The 26003-nt window shown below is 67.5% G+C and carries 24 protein-coding genes; 8 read left to right on the top strand and 16 right to left on the bottom strand.

The features are described from left to right. Window positions 1–6: 6 nt before the first annotated feature. The 5 genes from AC0J5K_RS10270 to mazG form a co-directional block, all read right to left on the bottom strand. Window positions 7–954 carry a CorA family divalent cation transporter gene (locus AC0J5K_RS10270; RefSeq protein WP_274563031.1) on the bottom strand — a complete coding sequence of 316 codons (948 nt, stop codon included), beginning with the start codon at window positions 952–954 and terminating at the stop codon, window positions 7–9. Continuing rightward, window positions 954–2201: a cation:proton antiporter gene (locus AC0J5K_RS10265; RefSeq protein ID WP_274563032.1), complete on the bottom strand. Its 1248-nt coding sequence runs from the start codon at window positions 2199–2201 to the stop codon at window positions 954–956. The genes AC0J5K_RS10270 and AC0J5K_RS10265 overlap by 1 nt, the downstream gene beginning before the upstream one ends. A gap of 64 nt (window positions 2202–2265) precedes the next feature. Then, window positions 2266–2715 (bottom strand): GNAT family N-acetyltransferase, encoded by a 450-nt coding sequence (locus tag AC0J5K_RS10260; RefSeq protein ID WP_074835028.1) that lies wholly within the window; start codon window positions 2713–2715, stop codon window positions 2266–2268. After that, window positions 2712–3653 (bottom strand): nucleoside hydrolase, encoded by a 942-nt coding sequence (locus tag AC0J5K_RS10255; RefSeq protein WP_274563035.1) that lies wholly within the window; start codon window positions 3651–3653, stop codon window positions 2712–2714. The genes AC0J5K_RS10260 and AC0J5K_RS10255 overlap by 4 nt, the downstream gene beginning before the upstream one ends. A 107-nt stretch (window positions 3654–3760) precedes the next feature. Next, window positions 3761–4585 (bottom strand): nucleoside triphosphate pyrophosphohydrolase, encoded by an 825-nt coding sequence (gene mazG, locus AC0J5K_RS10250; protein ID WP_274563037.1) that lies wholly within the window; start codon window positions 4583–4585, stop codon window positions 3761–3763. 88 nt (window positions 4586–4673) lie between these two features. Between mazG and speB the strand changes: the two genes are divergently transcribed. Beyond that, the gene (gene speB, locus AC0J5K_RS10245; RefSeq protein WP_074835023.1) at window positions 4674–5645 is read left to right on the top strand and encodes an agmatinase; all 972 of its coding nucleotides are present in this window, start codon (window positions 4674–4676) and stop codon (window positions 5643–5645) included. A 4-nt stretch (window positions 5646–5649) separates the two neighbouring features. Next, window positions 5650–6084, top strand: coding sequence for a DUF1499 domain-containing protein (locus tag AC0J5K_RS10240; protein ID WP_274563042.1), 435 nt, complete (start codon window positions 5650–5652; stop codon window positions 6082–6084). Here the strand turns inward: AC0J5K_RS10240 and AC0J5K_RS10235 are convergent. Next, window positions 6031–6315, bottom strand: a complete 285-nt coding sequence (locus AC0J5K_RS10235) for a hypothetical protein (protein ID WP_074835020.1) — start codon at window positions 6313–6315, stop codon at window positions 6031–6033. The two genes, AC0J5K_RS10240 and AC0J5K_RS10235, sit on opposite strands and share 54 nt — an antisense overlap. Window positions 6316–6376: 61 nt before the next feature. Here AC0J5K_RS10235 and prfA point away from each other — a divergent pair, with 61 nt between their 5' ends. From prfA to AC0J5K_RS10220, 3 genes are all read left to right on the top strand, one after another. Beyond that, window positions 6377–7429 carry a peptide chain release factor 1 gene (prfA, locus tag AC0J5K_RS10230; protein WP_048531129.1) on the top strand — a complete coding sequence of 351 codons (1053 nt, stop codon included), beginning with the start codon at window positions 6377–6379 and terminating at the stop codon, window positions 7427–7429. After that, complete coding sequence (gene prmC / locus AC0J5K_RS10225; protein WP_048531131.1) at window positions 7426–8256, top strand: peptide chain release factor N(5)-glutamine methyltransferase; 831 nt, start codon at window positions 7426–7428, stop codon at window positions 8254–8256. The genes prfA and prmC overlap by 4 nt, the downstream gene beginning before the upstream one ends. Window positions 8257–8501: 245 nt before the next feature. Then, entirely contained in the window at window positions 8502–9248 is a 747-nt protein-coding gene (locus tag AC0J5K_RS10220) for a DUF4167 domain-containing protein (RefSeq protein ID WP_274563048.1), read from the top strand. A gap of 178 nt (window positions 9249–9426) precedes the next feature. On the opposite strand, the gene rsmA is transcribed toward AC0J5K_RS10220, so the two are convergent. The 6 genes from rsmA to lptF are packed head-to-tail and all read right to left on the bottom strand — an operon-like array spanning window position 9427 to window position 16854. Beyond that, a complete protein-coding gene (gene rsmA / locus AC0J5K_RS10215; RefSeq protein ID WP_048531134.1) occupies window positions 9427–10275 on the bottom strand; it encodes a 16S rRNA (adenine(1518)-N(6)/adenine(1519)-N(6))-dimethyltransferase RsmA in 849 nt (282 codons plus the stop codon). Between the two features lie 28 nt (window positions 10276–10303). Beyond that, window positions 10304–11278: a 4-hydroxythreonine-4-phosphate dehydrogenase PdxA gene (pdxA, locus tag AC0J5K_RS10210; RefSeq protein ID WP_048531137.1), complete on the bottom strand. Its 975-nt coding sequence runs from the start codon at window positions 11276–11278 to the stop codon at window positions 10304–10306. Beyond that, on the bottom strand, window positions 11275–12498 hold the full coding sequence (locus AC0J5K_RS10205; RefSeq protein WP_274563051.1) for a peptidylprolyl isomerase: 1224 nt from the start codon (window positions 12496–12498) through the stop codon (window positions 11275–11277). The genes pdxA and AC0J5K_RS10205 overlap by 4 nt, the downstream gene beginning before the upstream one ends. After that, a complete protein-coding gene (locus tag AC0J5K_RS10200) occupies window positions 12495–14621 on the bottom strand; it encodes an LPS-assembly protein LptD (protein ID WP_274563052.1) in 2127 nt (708 codons plus the stop codon). The genes AC0J5K_RS10205 and AC0J5K_RS10200 overlap by 4 nt, the downstream gene beginning before the upstream one ends. Continuing rightward, complete coding sequence (gene lptG / locus AC0J5K_RS10195; RefSeq protein WP_048531143.1) at window positions 14621–15715, bottom strand: LPS export ABC transporter permease LptG; 1095 nt, start codon at window positions 15713–15715, stop codon at window positions 14621–14623. The genes AC0J5K_RS10200 and lptG overlap by 1 nt, the downstream gene beginning before the upstream one ends. Next, the gene (lptF, locus tag AC0J5K_RS10190) at window positions 15712–16854 is read right to left on the bottom strand and encodes an LPS export ABC transporter permease LptF (RefSeq protein ID WP_244526419.1); all 1143 of its coding nucleotides are present in this window, start codon (window positions 16852–16854) and stop codon (window positions 15712–15714) included. Before lptF ends, lptG begins: the two co-directional genes overlap by 4 nt. Before the next feature lie 165 nt (window positions 16855–17019). Here lptF and AC0J5K_RS10185 point away from each other — a divergent pair, with 165 nt between their 5' ends. Both AC0J5K_RS10185 and AC0J5K_RS10180 read left to right on the top strand, forming a co-directional pair. After that, window positions 17020–18495, top strand: coding sequence for a leucyl aminopeptidase (locus AC0J5K_RS10185; protein ID WP_074835009.1), 1476 nt, complete (start codon window positions 17020–17022; stop codon window positions 18493–18495). A gap of 3 nt (window positions 18496–18498) precedes the next feature. Further along, window positions 18499–18957, top strand: coding sequence for a DNA polymerase III subunit chi (locus AC0J5K_RS10180; RefSeq protein WP_274563055.1), 459 nt, complete (start codon window positions 18499–18501; stop codon window positions 18955–18957). A gap of 165 nt (window positions 18958–19122) precedes the next feature. On the opposite strand, the gene AC0J5K_RS10175 is transcribed toward AC0J5K_RS10180, so the two are convergent. Beyond that, window positions 19123–19494 carry a VOC family protein gene (locus AC0J5K_RS10175; RefSeq protein WP_274563057.1) on the bottom strand — a complete coding sequence of 124 codons (372 nt, stop codon included), beginning with the start codon at window positions 19492–19494 and terminating at the stop codon, window positions 19123–19125. A gap of 82 nt (window positions 19495–19576) precedes the next feature. Here AC0J5K_RS10175 and AC0J5K_RS10170 point away from each other — a divergent pair, with 82 nt between their 5' ends. Continuing rightward, window positions 19577–22603 (top strand): caspase family protein, encoded by a 3027-nt coding sequence (locus AC0J5K_RS10170; protein ID WP_274563059.1) that lies wholly within the window; start codon window positions 19577–19579, stop codon window positions 22601–22603. Here AC0J5K_RS10170 and AC0J5K_RS10165 read toward each other — a convergent pair. From AC0J5K_RS10165 to AC0J5K_RS10155, 3 genes are all read right to left on the bottom strand, one after another. After that, the gene (locus tag AC0J5K_RS10165; protein WP_048531152.1) at window positions 22587–23168 is read right to left on the bottom strand and encodes a retropepsin-like aspartic protease family protein; all 582 of its coding nucleotides are present in this window, start codon (window positions 23166–23168) and stop codon (window positions 22587–22589) included. The two genes, AC0J5K_RS10170 and AC0J5K_RS10165, sit on opposite strands and share 17 nt — an antisense overlap. Before the next feature lie 43 nt (window positions 23169–23211). Beyond that, window positions 23212–23853 (bottom strand): MarC family protein, encoded by a 642-nt coding sequence (locus AC0J5K_RS10160; RefSeq protein ID WP_074835002.1) that lies wholly within the window; start codon window positions 23851–23853, stop codon window positions 23212–23214. Between the two features lie 137 nt (window positions 23854–23990). Continuing rightward, a complete protein-coding gene (locus tag AC0J5K_RS10155) occupies window positions 23991–25853 on the bottom strand; it encodes an ABC-F family ATP-binding cassette domain-containing protein (RefSeq protein ID WP_074835001.1) in 1863 nt (620 codons plus the stop codon). Between the last annotated feature and the right edge of the window lie 150 nt (window positions 25854–26003).

Genomic DNA, 26003 nt, shown 5'->3' with positions numbered 1-26003 from the left:
CCGGCGTCAGATCAGCCGCAACAGGCGCAGCGCCAGCAGCACCAGGATCACCGAACCGGCCATGCCGAAACAGACGATGGCAAAGCCCCAGGCCGTGTCGGTAAAGGGCAGCCCGCCGACGTTCATGCCGAACAGCCCGGTGACAAACCCCAGCGGCAGAAAGATCGCCGCCACCACCGACAGCCCGTAGCCGTTGCGCGAGAGCTGATCGGCCTTCTGGGCATATTGGTGATCGGCCAGCGCCCCCAGCCGCTGGTGCACCGCGTCCAGTTCCTCGAGCGCGCGCTGCGCCCGGTTGGCGCTCTCGCGGATCTCGTCATGGGGCAGGGCGAGGCCGTCCGGCGGGCGGGCCTCGAGCCGGCGCAGGGTCTCGCTCTGCGGCCGCAGATAGCGCAGCAGGCGGATCGAGGCGCGGCGCAGTTCGGGCAGCGGCGCAAGCACATCGGGCGGGCAATCGGGATCGAGGATCGCCTCTTCCAGCGCATCGACCTGATCGTCAAGCTTGAGCGAGACCTGTTCGATCCGGTCGACCAACCGCTCGGTCAGTTCGGCCACCAGTTCGCCGGGGCCGCCGGGCAGGCAATGGCCGGCCTCGAGATCGGCCTGCAATTCGCGCACGGCAAAGATCGGCCGGTGCCGCAGGGTGACCACCAGGTCGCGGCCGGCCCAGAGCCGGAGCGAGACCATGTCATCGGCCTGCTGCCCCGGGTTGAAGTTCGCCCCCCGCAGGATCAGGATCAGCGACTCGCCCAGGCCCAGATAGCGCGGCCGGGTTTCCGGCTGCACCAGCACCTCGGCCGCCTCTTCGGAAACCAGCTGGCCGACCCGCGCCACCGTACCCGGCGCCGCCAGGTCGAAATGCACCCAGCGCCAGTGCCCCCGGGCAACCTCCTGATCCAGCGCGCCGGCCTGGGCCCGCCCCTCGGCGTCGATATCGAAGACAAAGAGCGCCATCAGACGAGGTCCGGCTCTCGGCCCAGCCGGTTGGCCAGCCGGGTCACGCTGAGGCCCTGAACGATGATCGAGAAGATCACCACCACATAGGTCGCCGTCAGGATCACCGGTTTCCATTCCCCTTCGGGCAGAGACAGCGCCAGCGCGACCGAGATGCCGCCCTTGAGCCCGCCCCAGGTCATGATCGGGATCACGTCGCGCGGAAAGCTGCGGAACGGGCGCAGCACCAGCACCGGCACCGCCACCGCCAGCAGCCGCGCCACCAGCGCCAGCGCGATCGACATCACCCCGATCATCAGGTCGCCGACGTCGAAGGCCAGGGCGAAGACCTCGAAACCGATCATCAGGAACAGCACGGCATTGAGGATCTCGTCGATCAGCTTCCAGAAGGCGTCGACATAGTTGCGGGTCTCTTCGGTCATGCCGTGCTTGGCACCGATATCGCCGATCAGCAGCCCGGCGCAGACCGCCATGATCGGCGCCGAGACATGGAGATAGACCGCCAGCTCATAGCCGCCGAAGGCCAGCCCCAGCGTCAGCAGCACCTCGAGCGAATAATCGTCGATCCGCCGCATCAGCCGGAAGGTGAGCCAGCCCAGAACGATCCCCAGCACCGCGCCGCCAAGCGCCTCTTGAACAAACAGCAGCGCCGCCGCCTCGAGCCCGGCGTCATGGGCGCCGCCGACAGGAAAGGCGAGGCCGACCAGCACCAGAAAGACCACATAGCCGACACCGTCATTGAACAGCGACTCGCCGGCGATCTTGGTTTCCAGCTCCTTGCGCAGATTGGCCTCGCGCAGCACCCCGAGCACCGCCACCGGATCGGTGGGCGAGATCAGCGCGCCGAAGACCAGCGCCACCAGCAGCGGCATGCCGGTGATCCAGAAAAAGCCGAAGCCCGCGATCACCGTAGACAGGCCCACACCCAGCGTCGCCATCAGAAAGACAATCCGCCATTGCGCCCGCAGATCCGAGAGCTTCACATGCAGCGCCCCGGCAAAGAGCAGCAGCCCCAGCATGCCTTCGAGCAGCGCGTCGGAGAACTCCAGCCCCTGCACGGCGGCCCGCACCGTATCGGCCAGCCCCAGCGCCGGCAGCGCCAGATCGAGCGCCATGATCCCGAAAGAGGCCAGCAGCGCCACGACCAGAATGCCGATCGCGGCGGGCAGCTTCAGGACAAGATAGTTGATCGCGCCAAAGAGCCCCGCCAGAACAATCAGCAGGGATGTGATTTGCAGAAAATTCATCGTGCTACCTGCCTTGGCCCCGGTGTCTTCAGCGGTAGCACGCGGCCCGCCACAGAGCCAGAGCCTACAGTTTGAGCGACATCAGGGAATAGCCGTCCCGCAGCTCGAAATGCGCCTTGCGATAGAGCCGCTGGGCGGATTTGTCCTCGCGCTTCACCTCCAGATGCAGCGCCTTGAGCCCGGCATCGCGCAGCGCCCGCGGCAGGGAATAGAGCACATCGGTCGCCATGCCGCGGCCACGCACGGCGGGGCGGATGTAGAGCTCGTCGACAAAGCCGTCCATGCCGCCGAACTCGAGCGACCAGCCGAAGCTGAGGATGATATAGCCCACCGGCGCCTTCTGCGGCCCGATCAGATAGACCGCGCCATGCGGCGAGCCTTCGAGCAACGGCAGAACGGCGGCGCGGCGCCGGTCGTCATCGGTCTCGAGGCCGGTCTCGGCGCAGAATGCGGCGGTCAGCGGCATCAGCCGTTCGATGTCGTCCGGTCCGGCGAGGTGCAATCTGGTGCTCATAGGCGGGCCAGCCTTTCCGTCAGCAGGGCAAAGAAACCGTCGCCGTCCACATCGCCGATGAACAGCGCATTGGCCGGCCGGTCGGTCACCCGCCACCAATCCGCCACGGTCATGCCGAGCGTCAGTTCAGAGCCGGTCTCGATCTCGACATTGATCTTGCGGCCGGAAAACAGCTCGGGCTTGAGCAGCCAGGCGATCACGCAGGGGTCATGCAGCGGCGCGCCGTCAGAGCCGTATTTCTCCTTGTCGAAACGTTCAAAGAAATCGGTCATCTCGGCCACCGCCACGCCGACCGGCGTTGCCAGCGCACGGAACGCGTCGTTGCGCGCCTTGGTGACCAGCGCCTTATGGGTCACGTCCAGCGGCATCACCGTGATCTGTGCGCCGGATTTAAACACGATATCAGCGGCTTCCGGGTCGACGTAAATGTTGAACTCGGCGGCGGGTGTGATGTTGCCCACCTCGAAATAGGCGCCGCCCATCAACACGATCTCGCGCACCCGCGCGGCCACGTCGGGGGCCCGTTCAAAGGCCGTGGCGATATTGGTCAGCGGGCCCAGCGGGCAAAGCGTGACCGTGCCCTCGGGCTCGGATCGCAGGGTCTCGATGATGAAATCTACGGCGTGCATTTCCTGCAAATCCATCGTCGGATCGGGCAGCACCGGCCCGTCGAGCCCGGTCTTGCCGTGCACATGTTCGGCCGTCACCAGCCGCCGTTTCATCGGGCTGTCACAGCCGGCAAAGACCGGGGTTTCCGGCTTGCCGGCCAGTTCGCAGACGATGCGGGCGTTCTTGGCGGTCAGCGCCAGAGGCACGTTGCCGGCCACGGCGGTGATGCCCAGCACCTCGATCTCTTCGGGGCTGGCCAGGGCGAAAAGGATCGCCACCGCGTCGTCCTGTCCGGGGTCGGTGTCGATGATGATCTTGCGTTGGGTCATGGGACCTCGTTCAGGGCAGGGCTGTTTGCGCGCCAACTTGTCAATCGCGGCGCCGAGAGTCCATAAGCGGTTTGCCGCCAGAATGTGTCAGGCGGCGCGCGACCGGATCATTCCGCGGCCCGCCGTTCGGCCGCCTTCGCGGCGTCCCAGAGCGCATCCATCTCGTCCAGGTCCGAGTCGGCCGTTGATCTGCCCTGCGCTGCAAGTGCGGCCTCTATCGATTTGAAACGGCGCGTGAATTTTGCATTGGCCCGGCGCAGCGCGGCCTCGGGGTCGACCGCTAGATGCCGTGCGAGATTGGCCATGACAAAGAGCAGATCGCCCATCTCCTCTTCGACCTTGTCCTGCGGCAGGCTCTCGCGCGCCTCGACCAGCTCGCGCGCCTCTTCGGCGATCTTGTCGAGCACCTGTTCGGTCTCGGGCCAGTCAAACCCCACCCGCGCCGCGCGTTTTTGCAACTTGAACGCGCGGAGCAGTGCCGGCAGCCCGACCGCGACGCCATCGAGCGCGCCTTTCTGCGCCTTTTCCGCCCGTTCCGCGGCCTTGATCGCCTCCCAGTCGCGGGTCTGCTGCTCGGGGCTCTTCTCGCGGCTCTCGGCGCCGAACACATGCGGATGCCGCGCCACCATCTTGTCGGACATGGTGTTGGCCACGTCGTCAAAGTCGAACAGCCCGGCCTCCTGCGCCATCTGCGCATGGAACACCGACTGGAACAGCAGATCGCCCAATTCGCCTTTCAGTTCGCCCCAATCCTGCCGTTCGATGGCATCGGCGACCTCATAGGCCTCTTCGATGGTGTAGGGCGCGATGGTGCTGAAATCCTGTTCGATATCCCAGGGGCAGCCGGCTTCGGGATCGCGCAGCCGCCGCATGATTTCGAGCAGCCGCGGCATGCCGCCCTGCGGATCCTGGATCAAAGCGTCGTCAGCCATTGCAGCCCCCGGTCATTTGCGATTGTCTGCACCCTGTCGCGAGGCGGGCACGAAGTCCAGACCCCGGCCGATCCGAAAGGGAATGACCATGGCGCTGGAAGACGCAAAAACCAAGGTAGACGAGGCATTTACGCGGGAAAGTTACACCGGGCTCGGCTTTGAGAACACCTTTGGCGGCGCCACTTCCTTCCTGCGCCGGCGCTACAGCAAGGATCTCTCGGGAGTCGACCTGGCGGTGACCGGCGTGCCCTTCGATCAGGCGGTGACCAACCGCCCCGGCAGCCGTTTCGGCCCGCGCGCCATTCGCGAGGCCAGCGCCCTGCAAAGCCCTGACGCGCCCTATGGTTGGGGATATAACCCCATGGAAGAGCTCAAGATTGTCGATTACGGCGATCTTGCCTTCGATTATGCCAAGGTCTCCGAATTTCCCGAAACGCTGCAACGCCATATTTCCGGCATCCTGGCCAAGGGCGTCGGCACGGTGACGCTGGGCGGCGATCACTTCATCACATTGCCGATCCTCAAGGCCTATGCCGAGGTCTTCGGCCCGCTTTCGGTGATCCAGTTCGACGCCCATTCCGACACCTGGACCGATGACGATCTCGACCGCATCGACCACGGCACCTTTCTTTACAAGGCGATCAAGCTGGGGCTCGTCGATCCCTCGCGCTCGGTGCATGTGGGCATCCGCACCGACAACCCGGATCGCCACGGGATGCACCTTATCGATGCGCGGGATGTGCATGAAAACGGGGCGAAAAACACCGCCGCCAGGGTGCGTGAGATCGTCGGCGACAGCCCGACCTACCTGACCTTTGACATCGATTGCCTCGATCCCGCCTATGCGCCTGGCACCGGCACGCCGGTCTGGGGCGGGCTGACCACCGCGCAGGCCGCCGTCGCCTTGCGCGCGCTGGCCGGCATCAACATGGTCGGCGGCGATATCGTCGAGGTCTCACCACCCTTTGACACCACCGGCGCGACCGCCATCGCCGGCGCCCATGTGGCGACAGAGCTGATCTGTCTCTGGGGCTGGAACCACCTGAAGAAAGGCGCGTAACTACATGAAGATCATATATATTGCCCTTCTGTTTCTGGGCGGCGCGGTGGTGGCCGGGGCGGTTTGGGTGCGCTTCGCGCCCGACGACCCGGCGCGCTGGCATGTCACCTCGAGCCTCACCGATCCCGGCCACCACGGTGGCGCCAACAGCCATGTCTACCGGGAACCGCTGGCAGAGGGCGGGCAAGAGCGGTTCGCCGCATTCGATGCCGTCATTCGCGCCACCCCCCGCACCGAGGTGCTGGCCGGTTCGCTCGAAGAGGGACGGATCACCTATGTCACGCGCAGCAAGCTGATGGGGTATCCCGATTACACCACCCTCAGCCTGACCGAGACGCCGCAGGGCGCGCAGCTCGAGGTGTTCAGCCGGGCCCGGTACGGCAAGTCAGATCTTGGCGTCAACCGCGCCCGCATCGAGGGTTGGCTCGCCGCTCTGTGAGGCGCCGAGACAGCCCTGCGCCACCTCGCGCCACATCGGCACGTTGAGCGACATCTGACACTGCGCCATGAACATGCGGCCATCGACCTGAAGACAGATGGTCTGGCCCAGCTCCACGCGGGCGCCGTTTCGGTCGGTGCAGTAACAATCGACGGTGCGTCCGCCCGGGCCCGTCACATCGGCCAGGGCAGGCGCCGCAAGCAGCCACAAAAGGGTACTTCCTCTCACCATGAGAGCAGTTTATCACGAAACTCCCAAACCTGACAATTCTGACCGGCAGAAGCCTCCCCGCATGATTCCCGAAGACCGCCTGCGCCAGATCGAAGACCGTTTCCAATATCTGGAGGCCCGGATGAACGCCGGCGCCGATGCCGGCGAGATCGCGGCGCTGGCCAAGGAATATTCCGATCTCAAGCCGGTGGTCGACCAGATCGCCGCCTGGCGCCAGCTCCTGGAAGACATGGCCGAAGCCGAGGCGCTGCTCGCCGATCCCGACATGCGCGAGCTGGCGGAAGAGGAACTGCCGGTGCTGAAAAAGCGCCTGCCCGAGGCGGAGCACGCGCTGCAACTGGCGCTTCTGCCACGCGACGAGGCCGATGCCCGGCCCGCCATCGTCGAAATCCGGCCCGGCACCGGCGGCGAAGAGGCGGCGCTTTTTGCCGGCGATCTGCTGCGCATGTACCAGCGCTATGCCGAGGCCCGGGGCTGGAATTTCGAGATCATCGAGGAAAACGCCACCGAGCTGGGCGGCATCAAGGAAGTGGTGGCGCATGTGAAAGGCGAGGGCGTCTTTGCCCGGCTGAAATACGAATCCGGGGTGCACCGCGTCCAGCGCGTGCCCACCACCGAAAGCGGCGGCCGCATCCATACCTCGGCCGCCACCGTGGCGGTGCTGCCAGAGGCCGAGGATGTGGATATCCAGATCGACGCCGGCGATATCCGCATCGACACCATGCGCGCCTCGGGCGCCGGCGGCCAGCACGTCAACACCACCGATTCGGCCGTGCGGATCACCCATGTCCCCACCGGCATCGTCGTCACCAGCTCCGAGAAGAGCCAGCACCGCAACCGCGAGATTGCCATGCAGGTGCTCAAGACGCGGCTTTACGACCTCGAGCGCAGCCGGGTCGACAGCGAACGCAGCGCCGACCGCAAATCCCAGGTCGGCTCCGGTGACCGCAGCGAACGTATCCGTACCTATAATTTCCCGCAGGGCCGAATGACCGATCATCGCATCAACCTCACGCTCTACAAACTCGACCAGGTGATGCAGGGCGATCTCGACGAGATCGTCGATGCGCTGACGGCCGATGCCCAGGCGACCCAGTTGGCGGCGATGGCATGACCGGCTCGGAATTGCTGGCGCGCGGCACGCGCGCGCTCAAGACCGCCGGGATCGACGGCGCCGGCAACGATGCCCGCCGGCTTCTGGCCCATGCGCTGGGGCAAGAGGCCGGGCGGCTGACGCTGGTGCTGCCGGAACCGGTCGATCCCGAAGCGGCGGCGCGGTTCGACAATCTGATCACGCGCCGGGCGGCCCGGGAACCTGTCTCGCATCTCACTGGAAAGCGGATGTTTTACGGCCGCGAATTCGCGGTCACGCCGGATGTGCTCGACCCCCGGCCGGAAACCGAAACCCTGATCGAGGCGGCGCTGGCCCAGCCGTTCGAACGGCTGCTCGATCTCGGCACCGGCACGGGCTGTATCCTGCTGACGCTGCTGGCCGAAAGCCAGGGCGCCTGGGGGCTGGGTGTCGATGTCTCGCCCGCCGCGCTTGATGTGGCGGCGCGCAACCGGGCGATGCTGGGCCTGTCGGAATGCGCGCTCCTGCGCCAGAGCGACTGGTTCGCAGAGGTCGACGGCAGCTTTGATCTGATCGTCTCGAACCCGCCATACATCGCCGATCACGAGATGGCGGCGCTGGCGCCGGAGCTGGCGCATGAGCCGCGCCTGGCGCTGACCGACGAGGCCGACGGCCTCTCGGCCTATCGCGCCATTGCCGCCAGCGCCGGCCAGTTTCTCGAACCCGGCGGCCGGCTGCTGGTCGAGATCGGCTGGCAGCAGGCCTTTCCCGTGGCGGTGCTGATGCGCGAGGGCGGGCTGTCGGATGTGGTGGTGATCCAGGATCTCGATGGCCGCGACCGGGCCGTTAGCGCTCGCAAGATTCAGTGAATTTCGCTCGAAATCGGTGCAAATCTGCCGCTTTTGGCGGTTTCGGGCGGGGAATGCGACAATTACCCCCTTGTAAGGCCGGGCTTGTCGTGGTTAGTGCTTGGGTGTCGTCGCAGATGGGTCGCGTATTGCGCCCCGCGAGACACTCGCCGCACAAGAGCATGATTGCCGAATGCACCGCGCCATAGCATCGCGTTTGGCACACCGGCTAGAGACTATCCAAAAACGGGCTGGATAACAGTATAATGAGATCATCCAAGTCACGGTCGCGGTCGCGATCGAACCGCAACAAGCCTTCTGGTGGCAATATCATCAACCGGGTCTTCGACAGCTCCGGGCCCGAAGGCAAGGTGCGCGGTACGCCGCAGCAGATCATCGACAAATACAACCAGCTGGCACGCGATGCCCAGTTGGCCGGTGACCGGGTGGCGACCGAAAATTTCCAGCAGCACGCCGAGCATTACCTGAGGCTTCTGGGCGAGGCGCAGAAGGAACAGGACGCCAAGCGCGAGGAGCAGGAGCGCCAGAACCGCGAGCGGCAGGCACAGCGCGATCGCGAGCGGGCCGAACGGCAGGAGCGCGAATCCTCGAACGGCAACGGCAATGGCAATCCGCAGCCCTCCGAGGCCGCCGATCCGAGCGAGGCACCGCAGCCCGATGTGCTCGATGTTTCCGACACCGACGCCGACAGCACGCTGGTCGAGACGCCGGAGAGCAAGGTCGAGGAAGACAAGCCCAAGCGCAGCCGCCGCAAGCCGGCGCGCAAGAAGCCCGAGGGAGAGGCGGGCGGCGAGGCGCCGGCCAAGGATGCCTCTGCCAAGGACGCCTCTGCCAAGGACGCCTCGGCCAAGGATACCCCGGCCAAGGAAACTCCTGCCAAGCGGCCAACGCGCCGCGCCGCTGCCAAGGACACCCCGGCCAAGGACAGCTCGGCCAAGGACGCTTCCGCCGATGCCCCGGCCAAGGACGAGCCGTCGCAGGCGGCCGAATAACCTCGGCGGCGCCTGACACATGACATTGCACAGGGTCGCTCCGAGGAGCGGCCCTTTGCTTTTGCGCCCCCGGGATCCCACGCGCCCCGGATCGGGGTCCGGGGCCTCATGGCAGATGGGCGATACGGCGGCGAGGTCCCGGATCGGGGTCCGGGACGGGGAGCAAGAACGGCCGGGCTCAGCGCCGTGCGGCTTCCACCTCGCGGGCCAGCGCGCAGAAGGCCTCGAGCGAGACCTGCTCGGCCCGCTCGGTGGGTTTGATCCCGGCGGCGCGCAGCAGATCCTCGATGCCGGGATGTAGCCCCTTGAGGCTTGCCCGCAGCATCTTGCGCCGCTGGTTGAAGCCGCGCGCCACCACCTCTTGCAGGATCCTGGCATCGGCCGGAAAGCGCGGCGCGGGCAGGGCGGTCAGATGCACCACCGCCGAAGACACCTTGGGCGGCGGCGAAAAGGCCTCGGGCGGCAGATGCAGCACGATGCGCGGATCGGCGCGCCATTGCGACAGGATCGCCAGGCGGCCATAGGTTTTCGATCCCGGTTCGGCCACTATGCGCTGTGCCACCTCGCGCTGGAACATCAGCGTCAGCGACTGCCAGAACGGCGGCCACTCCGGCGGCGTCAGCCAACGCACCAGAAGCTCGGTGCCGACGTTGTAAGGCAGATTGGCGGCAATGCGGATCGGCGGCATCAGGTATTGACCGGGATCGATCTCCAGCGCGTCGCCGTTGATCACCTCGAGCTGGCCGGGATAGCGCGCCCCGATCTCGGCCAGCGCCGGCAGGCAGCGCGCGTCCTTTTCGATCGCCAGCACCTTGCGCGCCCCCTCGGCCAGCAGGCCCCGGGTCAGCCCGCCGGGGCCGGGGCCGATCTCGAGCACGTCGCAGCCCGACAGCTCGCCGGCCAGCCGCGCGATCTTGGCGGTAAGGTTGAGGTCGAGCAGGAAGTTCTGCCCCAGCGCCTTTTTCGCCACCAGCCCGTGATCGGTGATCACCTCGCGCAGCGGCGGCAGGTCGTCAATCGTGGCCATCAGGCTTCTTCTCTTTCAAAAATACGCATCACGACGCCGGCGGCGCCGCCGCGCCCGCCATTTCAAGTGCCGCGATCAGCGACGCCGGGTTGGCCAGGCCTTGGCCGGCGATGTCGAAGGCGGTGCCGTGATCGGGCGACGTGCGCAGGAAAGGCAGGCCGAGCGTCACATTGACCCCCCGGTCGAAATCCAGCGTCTTGATCGGGATCAGCGCCTGGTCGTGATACATGCAGACCGCCACGTCATAGCGCGCGCGGGCCGCCGGGTGGAACATCGTGTCGGCCGACAGCGGTCCGGTGATGTCGAACCCTTCGGCCCGCAGCCGGTCGAGCACCGGGGCGAGGGTGGTGATCTCCTCGCGCCCCATCCGCCCGCCTTCGCCGGCATGGGGGTTGAGGCCGGCCACCGCGATCCGCGGGGCGCTCAGGCCGAAGCGCCGGCGCAGCCCGTCGTGGGTGATGCGCAGGGTCTCTTCCAGCAGGGCGGGCGTCAGCGCCCCGGTCACCTCGGCCAGCGCCATGTGGATCGTCACCGGCACCACCCGCAACGCCGGGGCGGCTAGCATCATCACCACCCGCCGCACGCCGGCCAGCGCGGCCAGGTATTCGGTGTGGCCGGGATAGGCGAACCCCGCCCCCTCGGCCAGCGCCTGCTTGTGGATCGGCGCGGTGCAGAGCGCCCGGGCGCGGCCGGCCATCACCAGCGCGACACCTTCGGCGATCGCATCGATCACCGGCTGCGCATGGGCGGCCCGGGGCTGGCCCGGCGTCACCGGCGGGCCGAAATCGCGGTGCAGCACCGGCAGGCCGCGCGCCATCGCCGCCGGCGCCTCGGCCGGGTCGGCGATGCGCACATGCGGCGCGCCCTGGCCAAGATGGCCGGCGTCCCCGATCAGAAAGAACGGCACCCGGTCGCGCAACGCCTCCCAGGCGCGCAGCGCAAGTTCCGGGCCGACGCCCGCCGGCTCGCCGCAGCTCAGCGCAACGGGCAGGGCCGGGCTCATTCCAGTTCCACGATCCGCGCATCGGCGCGCAGCTGTTCCAGAAAGCTCTCGGACAGGGTGCCGACGCGGCGGTTGCGCAGGCCGGTGGTCACGGCCTCGCGGTCGGGCGCCTCTTCGACCGCCGGGCTGCGGCCGCAGAGCATCAGAAGCACCAGGGTCTCGCCCCCCGCGCGGGTCAGCGCGGTCGAGGTTTCGCCGGGGTCGAGCTTGGCCAGTTCGATGGCAATGTCGTCGGGGATCTGATCGGGCGGCAGGGTGCTGCGGTCGAGCACCTCTTCGGGCTGGCCCTTGGCCACGCCATAAAGATCGTCGCAGGTGTCGATCCGGGCCGTGATCCCAGCGGCCTGGGCCAGGGTCTGCTCGCTGCGCCCGCCGGCCATGTAATAGGCGGCGTATTCCACAGCCGAATAGCTCGGCGGGGCATATTCGGTCTCTTCCAGCGCGCGCAGCTGGAACAGCGCGACGGCATTGGGAATGGCCAGCGGAGCGGTCACTTCACCGGGCGAGAGCTCCAGCACCAGCGGCCGCAGCACCGGCGGCAGATCCTCGATCTGCTGCCAGGGCAGCTTGCCGCCCGAACGGGCGGTGGCGGTGGCGGAATACTGCCGTGCGGCGGCGGCGAACTCGGCCTCCGAGGTGGTCCGCGCGATCCGCTGCGCCCGGGCCATCACCGCCTCGGCCTCGGCGGGCGGGGCCGGCATGATGATCTCGGCCAGCAGCACCCGCACCGAAGAGCCGCCCCCGGCGGCGTTCAGGGCGCGGTCGATCTCGGCCTCGCTGACCTGCGCCGATCCGGCAAACCGCGCCCGCACCACCTCGCGCCAGGCCACCCCGGCCCGGACGAAATCGCGAAAGGTCTCGGCCGAGACGCCCAGCCCCGACAGCTCGGCGATCAGCTGATCGGCGGTCAGATTGGCGCGGCCGGCGAATTCCTCCATTCCGGCGGCGATCTGCTCGGGCGAAACGGTGATGCCCAGCGCCTCGGCCTCGCGCAGCTTGAGGCGGTCCTCGATCAGCTGTTCACGGGCGAGATCGCGCGGGTTGCCGGGCGCGCGCAGCACTTCGAGAAAGGCCATGCGCTGATTGATCTCGTAATTGGTGATCACCATTTCATCGACCTTGATGGCCGGCGAGAACAGCCCCTGGGCCGGAACGGGCAGGGGCATCAGCGGCGCGATCAGAAGCGCCGCGGCCGCGGTCCGGAAAAATCGTGAAATCATTGTTTGCATGTCCTGCTGTAGCTTCCGGCGTCGCCGCCGGTGCTGAACCCTTTTAGCGTTACAGTTAGACCATAAGTGGTGAAAGGGTCCAGATTGGATGAATCGGCAAAGGTCCGGTCGGCGGTGAACGCCGCCTCGATGCATTCGTTGCGATAGGCGAGGCCGAGGCCGGCCTCGACAGCGCGGTTGTCGGCGATGTCGTATTGCGCATCGCCGGAGACGGTCCAGTGGCGGTTGAACCGATAAGAGCCGTCAAAGGTCCATTCCGCCACTTTTTCGTCCCGATCCTCGTCGGTGTCGGCGGGCAGCAGGATGAATGAGGCGCCAAGATCGATCCGGTCGTTCGACCAGGCGCCGCGGGCGGCGGATTTGCTGACTTCGCCCTGCTCGTCCCAGAGCGTCCGCGACTGGATGTAAAGCCCGTCGGTGTTGCGGAAATGGGTGGCGAAGAGCCAGTCCGAGGCGGCATTGTCGAGCCCCGAGGTGGCGGTGAAGTCATCGTTCTGCGTGCTGCGATAGACCCGGCCCACCGCCAGCCCCGCTTCCCATCCGCTGGCCGCCTTGTGCAGGAAGCGCAGCCCCAGCACCGAAGCCAGGCCGCGCTCGCGCCGGTCTTCGGCGGGAAAGCGCGACAGCGACAGCAGATTGCCTTCGTCAAGCTCCTGCCGGGTGCTTTCGTCGTTGGCCACATCGGCATCGCGGCCGCCGATCCAGCCGATCTGGGCCACCGGTTCGAGCAATTGGCGCGCGCCGCCGCCAGCGCTGCGCAGAAACGGATAGCGAAAGGTCAGGGCGGCCGAGGGGGTGACCGAGCTGTCGACATCCGTGACGGTGGTGTCGTCCCCGGTCGAGAACTGATCCAGCGCCAGGCCGGCCTGTGCCGCCATCTGGAGACCGGTGCCGAAGGTCCACTGGTTGAGCCATGTCGCTTCGGCTCCGGCGCGGCTCACGTCGCGGCCGCGCACGTCGGATTCGGAATAGCGGATGTGGCTATGGCCCAGCAGCCCGAGCCGCAGTTCGCCACCGAGGCCGTTGGCCATCTGGTAGCGGCGCTCGTAGCGCATATCCGGGATGATGGTCGGCTGGGTCGAGTTCAGCTCGTTGTCGCGCAGCGTGTTGTAATGCACCAGCTCGGCCAGCAGGTTGGTGTTGCGGGTGGTGCGGCTGAGAGAAACCTCGCTGTCGAGCCGGTCCTTGCCGGAATAATCATATTCCGAAAGATAGGATTCGTCGGACGTCACCTCGAAGTTGAAACTCAGATCATACCGGTTGCCGAGATCGAAGACCCCTTCGCCAAAGAGATAGGCGCGTGTCTCGTCAGGCAGGACGGTGTCGCGGGTCAGCGCACCGTTCAGTTCGATGTCGCCGTTGACGAAGGCCTGCCGGTAGCGCAGCTCGAGCGTGCGCGTCTCCTGCGACAGATAGGGCGTCACAGTCAGGTCGGCGTGATCGCCGAGCGGAATGAAATAGGGCAGCTTGATGCCGCTGCCCAGCTCGGTCGTGGTGCGGATCGACGGAAACAGGAAGCCGCGCGCGCGCTCGAGCGTCGGATCGGGCAGCCGCAGCCGCGGGATGTACATCACCGGCACGTCGAGCACCCGAAAGGTGGCGCCATCGAAATAGAGCTGCTGCGCCTCTTCATCGTGGATCGCCCGCCGCGCCCGGATCGACCAGAGCGGCACGCCTTTCGGCCCGCAGATCTGGCAGGAGGTGACGGTGACCTTGGAAAGCTGGGTATACCGTCCCTCGACCCGCGCCAGCTGCACCGCGGCAAGCTGAAGCTGTTGATCGAGCACCATGCGCGCGCCGCCGAGCAGCCCGTTTTCCAGATCGGAATCCAGCTCGGCGGCATCGGCGAGGATGACGACGCTTTCGCCGTCGTCGATGCGGATCGGGCCTTCGATGATCAGGCTGTCGGTCTCGCTGACATAGGTGATCCGCCGCGCCCAGATGCGGGTGCCGTCGTAAAGCGCCTCGACATTGCCTTCGGCGATCAGCCGTTCGTCGGGCGTCACCACCACCGTATCGGCCACCAGGAGCGCCGGGTCGGGCTCTGCCTCCTGCGCGTGCAGGGCCAGGGGCGTCAGCGCAAGACACAGCGCGAAAGTCAGGCGGCGCAGCATCAGCCGTCCTCCATGTGAAGTATGAGGCCGAGGCCGATCAGCACCGCCGCCACCGGTGGCGCCCAGGCGGCGAGAATGGCGGGAACCTGGCCATTTTCGCCAAGGATCTGCGCGAAGTTGCGCAGGTAGTAGAGCCCGAAGCCCAGCAGCAGCGCCGTCAGCACCGCCAGGCCGGTGCCGCCAAAGCGGGCGTGGCGCATGGTAAAGGCGGCGCCAAGCAGCACCATCGAGACCAGGAAGACCGGTCGTGCCAGCTCCATCTGGAGCCAGACCGCGTGACGCCGGGCCGAGAATCCGGCGTTTTCGAGCTGGGCGATGAACTCGGGCAAATCCCAGATCGACACCGCCGAGGGCTTGCCGAAACTGTCGCGGATGCGCTCTTGCGTCAGGGTCGAGGGCAGGCGCAGCTCGTCATGCACGGCGGCGTTGGTCTCGGGGTTGAGCCCGGCCACCAACGGCCAGACCTTGGCGTTCTTCAGCACCCATTGCGCGGTGGCCAATGCCGCCTCGTCCGCCGCGATGCGCCGCACCGGGCCGCCGTCGGCTGCATAGGCGATGAAGGTCACGTCATGCAGCACCGTCGCCGTCGGATTGGAGCGCGCGGCATGGATCACCGTCTGGCCCATGACGTCGCCCTGCCGGAGCCAGAGCCCCTCGCGCCCGATCGACAGCGTCGAGGTGCCGCCGCTGTCATAGAGTTCGCGCAGGTCGTGATAGCGTTGCGAGGTGGCGGCGACGATCGGGTTGAAGACGGCCACCGCGAGGCCGCCGATCAGCACCGCGACAATCACCGGCCCGGTCAGCGCCGAGAGGCCCGAGCGGCCGGCGGCGCGGCTGACCACCAGCTCCGACGACCGCGCCAGCGCCAGGCAGAGCGCAATCGCCGAGAGGATCATCACCAGCGGCAGCATCTGATAGAGACCTTCGGGGGTGTTGAGCAGGGTGACTTGCAACACCTGCGCAAAGCCCACATCCTCGTCGAACCGGCGCAGTTGCTCGACCAGGTCAAGCAGCATGACGAAGAGAAAAAAGATCGCCAGCATGCCGCAGAAGATGGTGGCGAAGCGGCGCGCGAAATAGGTGTGAAGCGTCATGCCGCGCCCTCCGCCGCCGGCGCGTTCGGTCGCCTGCGCCGAAACGCCGCCGGATGATCGGCGCGCCAATAGAGCGCCAGGGCGATCACCAGCCCGATCGCCACATGTACATAGGCCAGGGGCCAGAGCGTCATGTCACCGCGGACCGGCTCGGTCATCGCGCCTTCGACCAGTTGCACCACCACCAGCAGGAACACCGCCAGAACGATCTGCCGGGTGACGCCGAAGCGGCTGAACCCGCCGGCCAGAAGCGCCGAATGACCGATCAGCGCCGCCACGATGGTGACCAGCGCCTGGGAAATCCGCTGATGGCCCTCGAGCAGCACCTCGCCCGGCGGGTCGTTGACCTCTTCGGCTACCGCCAGCGTGTCGAACAGCGTCTCCCAGGTCGGCACATAGCGCAGCTTGCGCGGACCCTGGCCGTTCTGGGCGATCAGGCCGCTGATATCGCGCGAGAACTGGGCGAAATTGGTGGTCGAGAGCTGGCCGGTGTCGGGTGTGAGCACCTGGGCCATGCCGTCGCGCATGATCAGCTTGGGGCCGTCGTCGTCGCGCAGTAGATAGGCCTTTTCGGCGGTATAGGTGATGTGGCGGTTGGCGTTGCGCACATCCGACAGAAAGACATCGGCAAGCTCGCCCTCGGGCGAGATCTCGCGGATGTAGAAGGTCACCCCTTCGGCCGGGTGCAGAAAGGTGCCTTCGCGCAGCAGCCGGGCGCTGATCGATCCGGCGATCTCGCGCTCGCGCTCTTTCAGCCTCTCGAGGCTGGCGGGGATCAGCAGATGGGTCAGCACCGACATCATCAGCGCCAGCAGCAGCCCGTAGATCAGCACCGGTCGCGCCAGCCGCCAGGGCGAATAGCCGGTGGCCTGCATTACCGTTAGCTCGCTGTCTGCCGACAGGCGGTTGGTGACATAGATCGCCGCCGCGAATGTCGCCATCGGCAGAACCATGCCGATCACCTGCGGCAGCGACAGGGCGGTAAATTCGAGAAAGACAAAGGCCGAGTGCCCGTCGGCGATCAACTGGTCGAACAGGATCACCGCCCGGTTGACCCAGTAGACCGCGACCAGAACCAGCGCGAAAAAGCCGAAAAGCATGAAGAGCTGCGACAGCATGTATCTGTCGAATCTGGCCAACAGGTCCCCCAACCTCTTTTCATTTTCCGTGACCCTAAAAGATTTCTCCCCTAGGGAAAACTGGATATTGGCAGCGCGCACACATAAAGGGGTGGTTCAGCGGGGGTCCGCGCACTAGGACTAGTGGCACTCACCGTAATGTTAATGTTCTCCGGAGACCTGACCATGACCAGCCCCGCCAAGATCACCTTTGCCGAGACCGACCTGGACCTTGTGGCCACCGCGCCCGGGCGGGTGGCCGTGATCCTGGACGAGGAGGGCCGGCTCGATCCCGGCGCGCGGCGGGTCAACCGGCTGATGCGGCAGGCGCTGAACCGATTTGCCGAAAGCCGCGCCTTTGCCGACATGAAGCCCGGCGATCTCAAGTCGCTGGCGTCGCCCACCGGGATGGAGGCCGAAGCGGTCGATGTGATCAAGCTGCCGCGTCGCCCCGACGTGGCCACCGCGCGCAAGGCCGGGGCGGCGCTGGCCCGGGCGCGCGGCGAGGCCGATCTTCTGCTTCTTGCCGGGGGCCGGGCCAAGATGGCCGATCTGGCCATGGGCCTGGCGTTGCGCGGCTATGACTTCGCCGATCACAAGACCGGCAAGGACGCCCCGCGCGAAGCCAGCCTGACCGTCATGTGTTCGAAATCGGACGAGCTGGAGGGGGAGTTCACCCCGATGGCGGCGGTGGCCGAGGGGGTCTTCTTTACCCGCGATCTGGTGAGCGAGCCGGCCAATGTGCTGACCACCACCGAGTTCGCCACGAGGCTCGAGGCGTTGCGCGGTCTGGGGGTCGAGGTCGAGGTGCTCGACGAGGACCGGCTGGCCGAGCTGGGCATGGGCGCGCTCCTGGCCGTTGGGCAGGGCTCCGACAGCCCCTCCAAGGTGGTGGTGATGAAATGGATGGGCGGCGCGCAGGACACGGCGCCTTTGGCCCTGGTCGGCAAGGGCGTGGTCTTTGACACCGGCGGCATCTCGTTGAAACCGGCGGCCGGCATGGAAGACATGACGATGGACATGGGCGGCGCCGGCGTCGTCTCCGGCGTGATGAAGGCCCTGGCGCTGCGCAAGGCGCCGGCCAATGTGGTGGGTCTGGTGGGGCTCGTCGAGAACATGCCTTCAGGCAATGCCACCCGGCCGGGCGATATCGTCAAGAGCATGAAGGGCGACACCGTCGAGGTGATCAACACCGACGCCGAGGGCCGTTTGGTGCTCTGCGACGTGATGTGGTACGCGCAGGAAACCTTCCAGCCGGCCGGGATGATCGATCTGGCGACCCTGACCGGGGCGGTGATCATCGCGCTGGGCCATGACAATGCCGGGGTGTTCTCGAACAACGACAGCCTGTGCAACGACTTCCTGAAATCGGCCGAGGCGGAATGCGAGGGCGCCTGGCGTTTGCCGCTGGGCCAGAGCTACGACGACCAGCTCAAGAGCCAGAAGGCCGACATGAAGAACGTCGGCGGCCGGCCGGCCGGGTCGATCACCGCGGCGCAGTTCCTCAAGCGCTTCGTCAAGGAAGAGACGCCCTGGATCCATCTCGACATCGCCGGTGTGGCCCAGGTCGCCAAGGACACCGACCTGGCGCCCAAGGGCGCGACGGGCTGGGGCGTCATGGCGCTGGACCGGCTGGTGCGCGACCGGTTCGAGAAAGGCTGAGCCTTGGGCGCCGCGTTCTTCTATCACCTGACGCAGCGGCCGCTCGAGGCGACCTTGCCGATGCTGCTGGAAAAGGCCCGCGGTGCCGGCTGGCGCGTCGCGGTGCGCGGCACCGACGAGGGACGGCTCGACTGGCTGGACGAGCGGCTCTGGCAGGGGGCCGACGACAGCTTTCTGCCGCATGGCCGCGCCGGCGGGCCGCATGATGCTCTGCAACCGGTGCTGCTGACCTCGGGGGCGGCGGGCAACGATCCGCAATGCCTGATGACGGTGGATGGCGCCGAGGTCTCGCCCGAGGAGGTGGGGGCGCTGGAACGGGTCTGCGTGCTGTTCGATGGCGGCGATCCGCAGGCGGTGGACCGGGCGCGTGACCAGTGGAAGGCGCTGACGGGGGCGGGCTGCGCGGCGCAATACTGGTCGGAGGCCTCGGGCCGCTGGGAAAAGAAGGCGGAAAGCGGCTGACCGAGCCTGTCGCGGGCGGCGATGCAAACCCGCGCGCCCCGGACTTCGATCCGGGGCCCTGCCGTGGTGACCGCGAGGCCCCGGGGCGGGCCCGGGACGGGGAGAGGCCCGCACCAAGCGGGCAGGCCTCTGGCACGACGGGCGGCCGCCGGTCCGGCGCCTCGCTCAGATGTGCTGGTCCACCAGCACCGGGTTGCCGTCGGGATCGATCACCATGAAACTTGCCGGCCCGGTGCCCTCGGGATCCGCCTGCTGCGCAAAGCTCAGCCCCGCCGCCTGCAACTCGGCCTGCAAGGACCGCACGTCGGCAAAGCCCGCCACCGGCTGCGCCGCCTGATCCCAGCCGGGGTTGAAGGTCAGGATATTGCGCTCGAACATCCCCTGGAACAGGCCGATCACGGCGTCCTCGTTCCGCATGATCAGGTAGCCGTGCTCGGCCTCCCCGCCGGCCGCCGAAAACCCCAACTTTTCGTAAAACACCTGCGACGCCGCCAGATCGCGGACCGCGAGGCTCACCGAAAATGCACCCAGTTTCATGACCCGTCCTTCCCCTGTCGCCGGGGCCCTCGATGACGGCAGAAATCATTTGAGCGCCACGCCCCTCGGGTTACCCTGCGGCATGCGTGTTCTTTTGTCGATTCTCTTGCTGGTCCTGCCGGGGTTTGCCTGGGCCGAAACCCGGGCCGCGCTGGTGCTTGCGGCGGAACGATACGAGGCGCTGCGGCCGCTGCAAAACCCCGTCAACGATGCCCGCACCATCGAGGACCGGCTGATCGCCCTCGGCTTCGAGGTCTATACCGAGACCAACCGCGACCTGGGCCGGATGCGCCGCGCGATCGAGGATTTCGCGTATGACGCGGCGGGCGCGGATGTGGCGCTGGTGTTCTTTGCCGGCCACGGCATGGAGGTGGCGGGGCAGAACCTGCTCCTGCCGGTCGATGCCCCCGCCGACAACCTCGATGCGCTGCGCGCCGGCGGCGTGCCGCTCGACGAGGTGGCGGCGGTGCTGCAAGGGGTGGCGCCGGTTGGGCTTCTGATCGTCGATGCCTGCCGCACTGATCCCTTCGGCGGCACCGGGCGCGGTGCGATGAGCCTGGCGCGGCGCCCCGAGGTCAGCCCCGGGATGGCGCGGCTCGGGCGGGCCGACAACCTGCTCTATGCCTTTTCCGCCGCGCCGGGGCAGGCGGCGGCGGATGGCACCGGCAACAACTCGCCCTTTACCGAGGCGCTGAGCCGGCACCTGGAGACGCCGGGGCTGGAAATTCGCCAGGTGCTGACGCTGGTGCAGCAGGACGTCTATGACCGCACCCGGGGCAAGCAGCTGCCCTATGTCGAAAGCGGCCTGCCGGCTATGGTCTTTGCCGGCGGCACCACCGATCTGCCCGAACGCGAGTCGCTGCTGCTGGCCATGGCCGGGCTGCAACCGGCCCACCGCGGCCTGATCGAGCGCATCGCGGCGGAAAACGACATGCCGCTGGCGCCATTGTATGGCGCCTTTCTCTCGGCCGATCTGGCGCGGCGTCCTTCGAACGACCAGACCGCCGAACTGACCGCCGCCGCCCTGGCCTTTACCGAGTTGCGCCGGGATATGGCGACCCTGGCGTCGGACGATCCGGCGGTTACCGCGCTGCGGCAGGAGGCCGAGCGCCAGCTCGAACTCGGCGCCTTCGAGACCGCCCGCGCGCGTCTCACCGAGGCGGCCGAGATCGACAGCCGGTCGCGTGATGCGCTGCGGGAAAACTACCTCGTCAGGACGCTGTCCGAGGCCGAAACCCACAGTCTCAACGCCCGCGCCGCCGAGGCCGATCTGCGCCGTGATCTGGCGATTGCCGATTACCGCCGCGCCGCCGCGCTGTTTGCCGAGGCGCAGGCGCTGAGCGGCGAGACGCCGGACCAGCTTCGGCTGGTCACCGATCAACTGGGCCGCCTGCTGATGACCACCGGCGATCTGGTCGGCGCCGGCCAGGCGTTTCGGCAGAGCCTGGCGGCGGCCGAGGCCCGCCGCGCCGCCGCGCCCGAGGATATTTCCCGGCAACGTGCGGTTTGGGTGGCGCAGAACGGTCTGGGCGACGTCGCGCGGTTTTCCGGCGACATGACCGGGGCCGGCGCGCTGTACGACGCGGCGCTGACAGTGATTGCCGCTGTCGCCGCCGCCGCGCCGGATAGGCTGTCGTATCAGAGCGATCTCGCGATCTCGCAGGAGCGGCTGGGGCAGATCCGCCTCGATCTCGGCGCGCTGGCCGAGGCGCGCGAGGCCTTCGCCGCCGCGCTACGGATTTCCGAGGCACTGGTGACGCAAGACCCGGCCAATACCGCCTGGCAGCGCGGTCTCGGCCTGTCGCATCGGCGGCTGGCGGATGTGTCCGAAGCGCTGGGCGAAACGGCATCGGCGGCGGCGGGTTACCACCGCGCGCTTGCGCTCTTCGAAGGGTTGCGCGCCGCCCAGCCGGACGAGCCGCTCTGGCAACGCGACATCTCGATCCTGCGCACCCGGCTTGGCGACCTCGCGCTGGCGCAGGGCGATCTGGCCGGGGCGCAGACCCAGTATGCGGCCGCGCTCGAGCTTTCGCGCCTTCTGGCGCGGCAGGATACCGGCAATACCGAGCTGAAACGCGATCTGGCGATCGCTTTCGAGAAATACGGCAACGTGTTGCAACGCCTGGGCGATCTGGCCGGGGCGCAGGCCGCTTATTCGGCCGCGCTTGCCGGGCGCGAGAGCCTGGCGGCGCGCGACCCCGGCAATGCGCAATGGCAGCGCGACCTGGCGATCAGCCACAACCTGGCCGGCGATATCACGCTGGCGCTGGGCGACGCGGCGGCGGCGCGTGGCGCCTATGACCGCGCGCTGGCGCGGCTCCTGCCGCTGACGGCCGCCAATGCCGGGCTGGGCCGCGATATTTCCATCACCTACAACAAGATCGGGCAGGCGGCGCTGGCGCAGGGCGATCCGCAGGCAGCCGGGGATGCCTTTCGCGCGGGGCTGGCGCCGATGCGCGCCCTGGTGGCGCAGAACCCGGCGCATACGGTCTGGCAGAGCGATCTGGCGGTCAGCCACGATTTCCTGGGCCTGGCGCTCTGGAATTCCGGCGATCTCTCCGGTGCGCGCCGGGCCTTCGAAGAGAGCCTGCGGCTGACGACGGCGCTTCTGGCGCAGGATCCGGACAATCGTGCCTGGCAGCGCAGCTTGGCCATCAGCCATGACCGGCTGGGCGGGCTGGCGCAGACCGGCGGCGATCTGGCCGCCGCCGCAGCCTCGTTCGGCGCCGCCCGCGACCTGCGCGCGGCACTGCTGGCGGCGAACCCCGACAATCTGCTCTGGCGGCAGGATCTGGCCTACAGCCACGGCAATCTCGGTTCGGTCGCGCTGGGGCAGGGCGATGCGGCGGCAGCCCGGCAGGCCTTTGCCGAAGCGTTGACCATTCAGCGCGATCTGGTGCAGCGCGACCCGGCCAATGCCAGATGGCGCCACGACATCGCGCTGACCCTGTCCAACCTGGCCCGGAGCGGCGCGACCCCGCGCGCGTATCTGACCGAGGCGCTGGCCATTGTCACCGCGCTGCGCGCCGAAAATCAGCTTCTGCCGCTGGCCGAAGGCTGGGCCGACGACCTCGAGACCGCGCTGTCGGGCCTCAACGTTCCAGAATGAGCCGCCCGCCCGAGATCTCGAGCCGGTCAAAGCGTTGCAGATATGACATGCCGAGCAGGCTCTCGGCCATTTCACCTTCGTTGACAAAGGCGGTCACCCGCCGGTCGGTCATCTCTTCAAACCCGATTTCGTCCAGCACCACACGCGCCGTGCGCACCGCGCCATTGGCGGTCATCGCGGTGCCGGAATAGTTCAGCCGCGCCGGATCGATCCCCGCCGCCCGGGCATCCGCCTCCAGCAGGACAATCGACGTGGCGCCGGTGTCGACGACAAAGCGGGTCGGATGGCCGTTGACATCGAGCGTCAGGTAGTAATGCCCGTCGGGGCTGCGCGGCACCTCGATCCGGCCCTGATCGGAAAACACCGCCTGCCGCGGCACCACCGTCTGACGGATATCGCCCCAGAGCCCGACGGCCGCGATCGCGCCAAGGAAAATCAGCCCCCAGAGCGCGGCATGCTGCATCACCTTGCCCATCGAATTCCGGTTTGCCACCACAAACCAGAACACCACCGCAGCCAGCAGCATCACGAGATAGATCAATTGTCCGGTGTCCATGGCCGACATGCGCGCTCTCCTTTGTCCCTGACATAGGGTGGGCGGGCCGGCTTTACGAGGCCAGCCCGGTGGCCAGCCCGTAATCGCGCAGCCCGTCGAGCACGAATTGCACCGCCAGCGCCGCCAGCAGCATGCCCAAGAGCCGCGTCACCACCACGATGCCGGTGCGCCCCAGTCCGCGCTCGAGCAGCCCCGACGCCAGAAACAGCAGGAAGGCGATGGCCACCACCGCTATCATCACGCCAGTCACCCAGAGATAGCCCTCGATCCCCGGCCGCGCACCGGTCAGCAGGATCATCGAGGCGATCGAGCCGGGCCCGGCGAGCAGGGGGATCGCCAGCGGAAAGACCGACGGATCATGATCGTCGTCTTCGTCCTCGGCCTCCTCGGCGCGGTCCTCGCGGCGCTTGGTGCGGCGCTCGAACAGCATGTCGAGCGCGGTGAGAAACAACAGCAGCCCGCCGGCAATGCGGAAGGCGGGCATCGAGATGCCGATGAAGCCCAGCACCGATTCCCCCAAAGCGCCGAACAGCGCCAGGATCGCCACCGCCACCACGCAGGCCCGCACCGCGATGGCGCGTCTGGCGCGGGGCGACATGCCCGAGGTCATGGCCACAAAGAGCGGCGACAGCCCGACGGGATCGATCACCACGAAAAGCGTGACAAAGGCGGAGATGAGAAAGGCGCTGTCCATGCCCCTAGGCAGCACGGCGCGCGCGGTTTGGCAAGGGGCGAAGACGACAGGCACGGCGGGTGCCGCGACAGGATCGCCACGACAGGGCAGCTTGAGGGCGGGGCCCCGGGTCAGGCCCGGGGCGCGCCGCGTGAGGCTCAGCCGCCAACTTTCTCCAGCTTCTCCAGCGCCGCCATCCACAGCGCCTCGGCGCGCTTCAGCCCTTCCTCGACCTCGGCGAACTTGCGGTTCCACTCGGCCAGCTCGGCGGTCTTGGCCGCGTCGTAGATCGCCGGATCGGCCAGCTTGCGCGACAGCTTGCCGTGCATGTCGGTGATCTTCTCCACCCGGTCCTCGCATTTGCGCACCTCGGCGCGCAGCGCCATCAGCTTCTCGCGGGTGGCGCGGCGCGGCGCCTCGTCCTTCTTCGCCGGTTTGGGCTTGTCGGATTTCGCCGGCTTGTCCGAGGAGAGCAGCAGCTTGCGATAGGCCTCGAGATCGTCGTCGAAGGGTTTCACCCCGCCATCCGACACCAGCCAGAGCCGGTCGGCCACCATCGACAGCAGATGCATGTCGTGGCTGACCAGGATCACCGCGCCGCCATAGGCGGTCAGCGCCTCGACCAGCGCCTCGCGGCTCTCGATATCGAGGTGGTTGGTCGGTTCGTCGAGGATCAGGAGATGCGGCGCGTCGAGCGTCGCCAAGAGCAGCGAGAGCCGCGCCTTCTGCCCGCCCGACAGCCGGCCGACCTCGGTCTCGGCCTGATCGGCGCCCAGGCCGAACCCGGCCAGCTGCGCCCGGAGCTTCGATTGCTGGGTCTCGGGCCGCTCGCGTTGCAGGTGTTGCAACGGCGTCTCGTCGATATGCAGCTCGTCGACCTGGTGCTGGGCGAAATAGCCGATCCGCAGCTTGGCCGAGCGGGTCATCTTGCCCGCCATCAGCGGCAGCCGGTCCGACAGGAGCTTCGACAGGGTCGATTTGCCCTGGCCGTTCTTGCCCAGGAGCGCGATGCGGTCGTCATGGTCGATCCGCAGGTTCAGCCCACGCAGCACCGGCTTGTCGTCATAGCCGGTCTCGCCACCCTCGATCGAGATGATCGGCGGCGACAGCTCCTCGGGCTGCGGAAAGGTGAAGACCCGGCGCGCCACCTCTTCCGGCGCCGCCACCAGATCGATCTTCTCGATCATCTTCAGCCGCGCCTGCGCCTGTTTGGCCTTCGAGGCCTTGGCGCGGAACCGGTCGACAAAGCTTTGCAGATGCGCCACCCGGGCCTGCTGTTTCTTGGCCATCGAGGCCTGTACCGCACGCTGTTCGGCGCGCTGGCGGGCAAACTGGTCATAGGGGCCCTGGTAGAAGGTCAGCTGGCGATCTTCGAGATGCAGGATCGCGCCCACGGCACGGTTCAATAGCCCGCGGTCGTGGCTGATGATGATCACCGTATGCGGATATTTCGCCAGATAGCTCTCCAGCCAGAGCGCGCCCTCGAGGTCGAGATAGTTGGTCGGCTCGTCGAGCAAGAGCAGGTCGGGCTGGGCAAAGAGCACGCCGGCCAGTGCCACCCGCATCCGCCAACCGCCGGAAAAGGCCGAACAGGGCATCAGCTGCTCGGCATCGTCGAACCCCAGGCCCTTGAGGATCGACGAGGCCCGCGCCTCGGCGCTCCAGGCGTCGATATCGGCCAGCCGGGTCTGGACCTCGGCGATGCGGGTGGCGTCCACGGCCTCCTCCGCCTCGGCCATCAGCGCCGCCCGCTCGGTGTCGGCGGCCAGCACGGTGTCGAGCAGGGACACCTCGTTGGCCGGCACCTCCTGGGCCACGCCGCCGATGCGGGCGCGCTGGGGCAGGGTGATCGCCCCGCCTTCCAGCGCCAGCTCGCCGCGGATCAGCCGGAACAGCGTGGTCTTGCCGGTGCCGTTGCGGCCGATCAGCCCGACCTTGTGGCCGGCGGGGATCCGCGCGCTGGCGCCGTCAAGCAGCAGGCGCCCTTCCACCGAATAGGAGATGTCATCAATCGTCAGCATGGCCGCGCTCTAGCAGAGCCGGGCCCCACACACCAGCCACCTCCGGCCCTTCTTCTGGCCGAAAATATTCCTGGGGGTGAGGCCGCAGGCCGAGGGGGCAAAGCCCCCTTCCCATGCCGCAGCCCCCGTGCTATCGCACGCCCGATTTCA

Source organism: Marinovum sp. E3 (assembly GCF_055755275.1).
Note: the sequence above shows the minus strand (reverse complement) of the source record. Positions and strands in the feature narration are given on the sequence as shown.

Excerpts from the sequence above, each read along its gene's own strand:
- rsmA (WP_048531134.1), bottom strand. The coding sequence starts at position 10,275 with ATGGCCACGATTGACGACCTGCCGCCGCTGCGCGAGGTGATCACCGAT.
- pdxA (WP_048531137.1), bottom strand. The coding sequence starts at position 11,278 with ATGAGCCCGGCCCTGCCCGTTGCGCTGAGCTGCGGCGAGCCGGCGGGC.
- mazG (WP_274563037.1), bottom strand. The coding sequence starts at position 4,585 with ATGGCTGACGACGCTTTGATCCAGGATCCGCAGGGCGGCATGCCGCGG.
- AC0J5K_RS10175 (WP_274563057.1), bottom strand. The coding sequence starts at position 19,494 with ATGAAACTGGGTGCATTTTCGGTGAGCCTCGCGGTCCGCGATCTGGCG.
- AC0J5K_RS10185 (WP_074835009.1), top strand. The coding sequence starts at position 17,020 with ATGACCAGCCCCGCCAAGATCACCTTTGCCGAGACCGACCTGGACCTT.
- AC0J5K_RS10270 (WP_274563031.1), bottom strand. The coding sequence starts at position 954 with ATGGCGCTCTTTGTCTTCGATATCGACGCCGAGGGGCGGGCCCAGGCC.
- AC0J5K_RS10205 (WP_274563051.1), bottom strand. The coding sequence starts at position 12,498 with ATGATTTCACGATTTTTCCGGACCGCGGCCGCGGCGCTTCTGATCGCG.
- AC0J5K_RS10200 (WP_274563052.1), bottom strand. The coding sequence starts at position 14,621 with ATGCTGCGCCGCCTGACTTTCGCGCTGTGTCTTGCGCTGACGCCCCTG.
- prmC (WP_048531131.1), top strand. The coding sequence starts at position 7,426 with ATGACCGGCTCGGAATTGCTGGCGCGCGGCACGCGCGCGCTCAAGACC.
- prfA (WP_048531129.1), top strand. The coding sequence starts at position 6,377 with ATGATTCCCGAAGACCGCCTGCGCCAGATCGAAGACCGTTTCCAATAT.
- AC0J5K_RS10155 (WP_074835001.1), bottom strand. The coding sequence starts at position 25,853 with ATGCTGACGATTGATGACATCTCCTATTCGGTGGAAGGGCGCCTGCTG.
- AC0J5K_RS10235 (WP_074835020.1), bottom strand. The coding sequence starts at position 6,315 with ATGGTGAGAGGAAGTACCCTTTTGTGGCTGCTTGCGGCGCCTGCCCTG.
- lptG (WP_048531143.1), bottom strand. The coding sequence starts at position 15,715 with ATGACGCTTCACACCTATTTCGCGCGCCGCTTCGCCACCATCTTCTGC.
- AC0J5K_RS10170 (WP_274563059.1), top strand. The coding sequence starts at position 19,577 with ATGCGTGTTCTTTTGTCGATTCTCTTGCTGGTCCTGCCGGGGTTTGCC.
- AC0J5K_RS10165 (WP_048531152.1), bottom strand. The coding sequence starts at position 23,168 with ATGTCGGCCATGGACACCGGACAATTGATCTATCTCGTGATGCTGCTG.
- AC0J5K_RS10265 (WP_274563032.1), bottom strand. The coding sequence starts at position 2,201 with ATGAATTTTCTGCAAATCACATCCCTGCTGATTGTTCTGGCGGGGCTC.
- AC0J5K_RS10220 (WP_274563048.1), top strand. The coding sequence starts at position 8,502 with ATGAGATCATCCAAGTCACGGTCGCGGTCGCGATCGAACCGCAACAAG.
- speB (WP_074835023.1), top strand. The coding sequence starts at position 4,674 with ATGGCGCTGGAAGACGCAAAAACCAAGGTAGACGAGGCATTTACGCGG.
- AC0J5K_RS10260 (WP_074835028.1), bottom strand. The coding sequence starts at position 2,715 with ATGAGCACCAGATTGCACCTCGCCGGACCGGACGACATCGAACGGCTG.
- AC0J5K_RS10160 (WP_074835002.1), bottom strand. The coding sequence starts at position 23,853 with ATGGACAGCGCCTTTCTCATCTCCGCCTTTGTCACGCTTTTCGTGGTG.
- AC0J5K_RS10240 (WP_274563042.1), top strand. The coding sequence starts at position 5,650 with ATGAAGATCATATATATTGCCCTTCTGTTTCTGGGCGGCGCGGTGGTG.
- AC0J5K_RS10255 (WP_274563035.1), bottom strand. The coding sequence starts at position 3,653 with ATGACCCAACGCAAGATCATCATCGACACCGACCCCGGACAGGACGAC.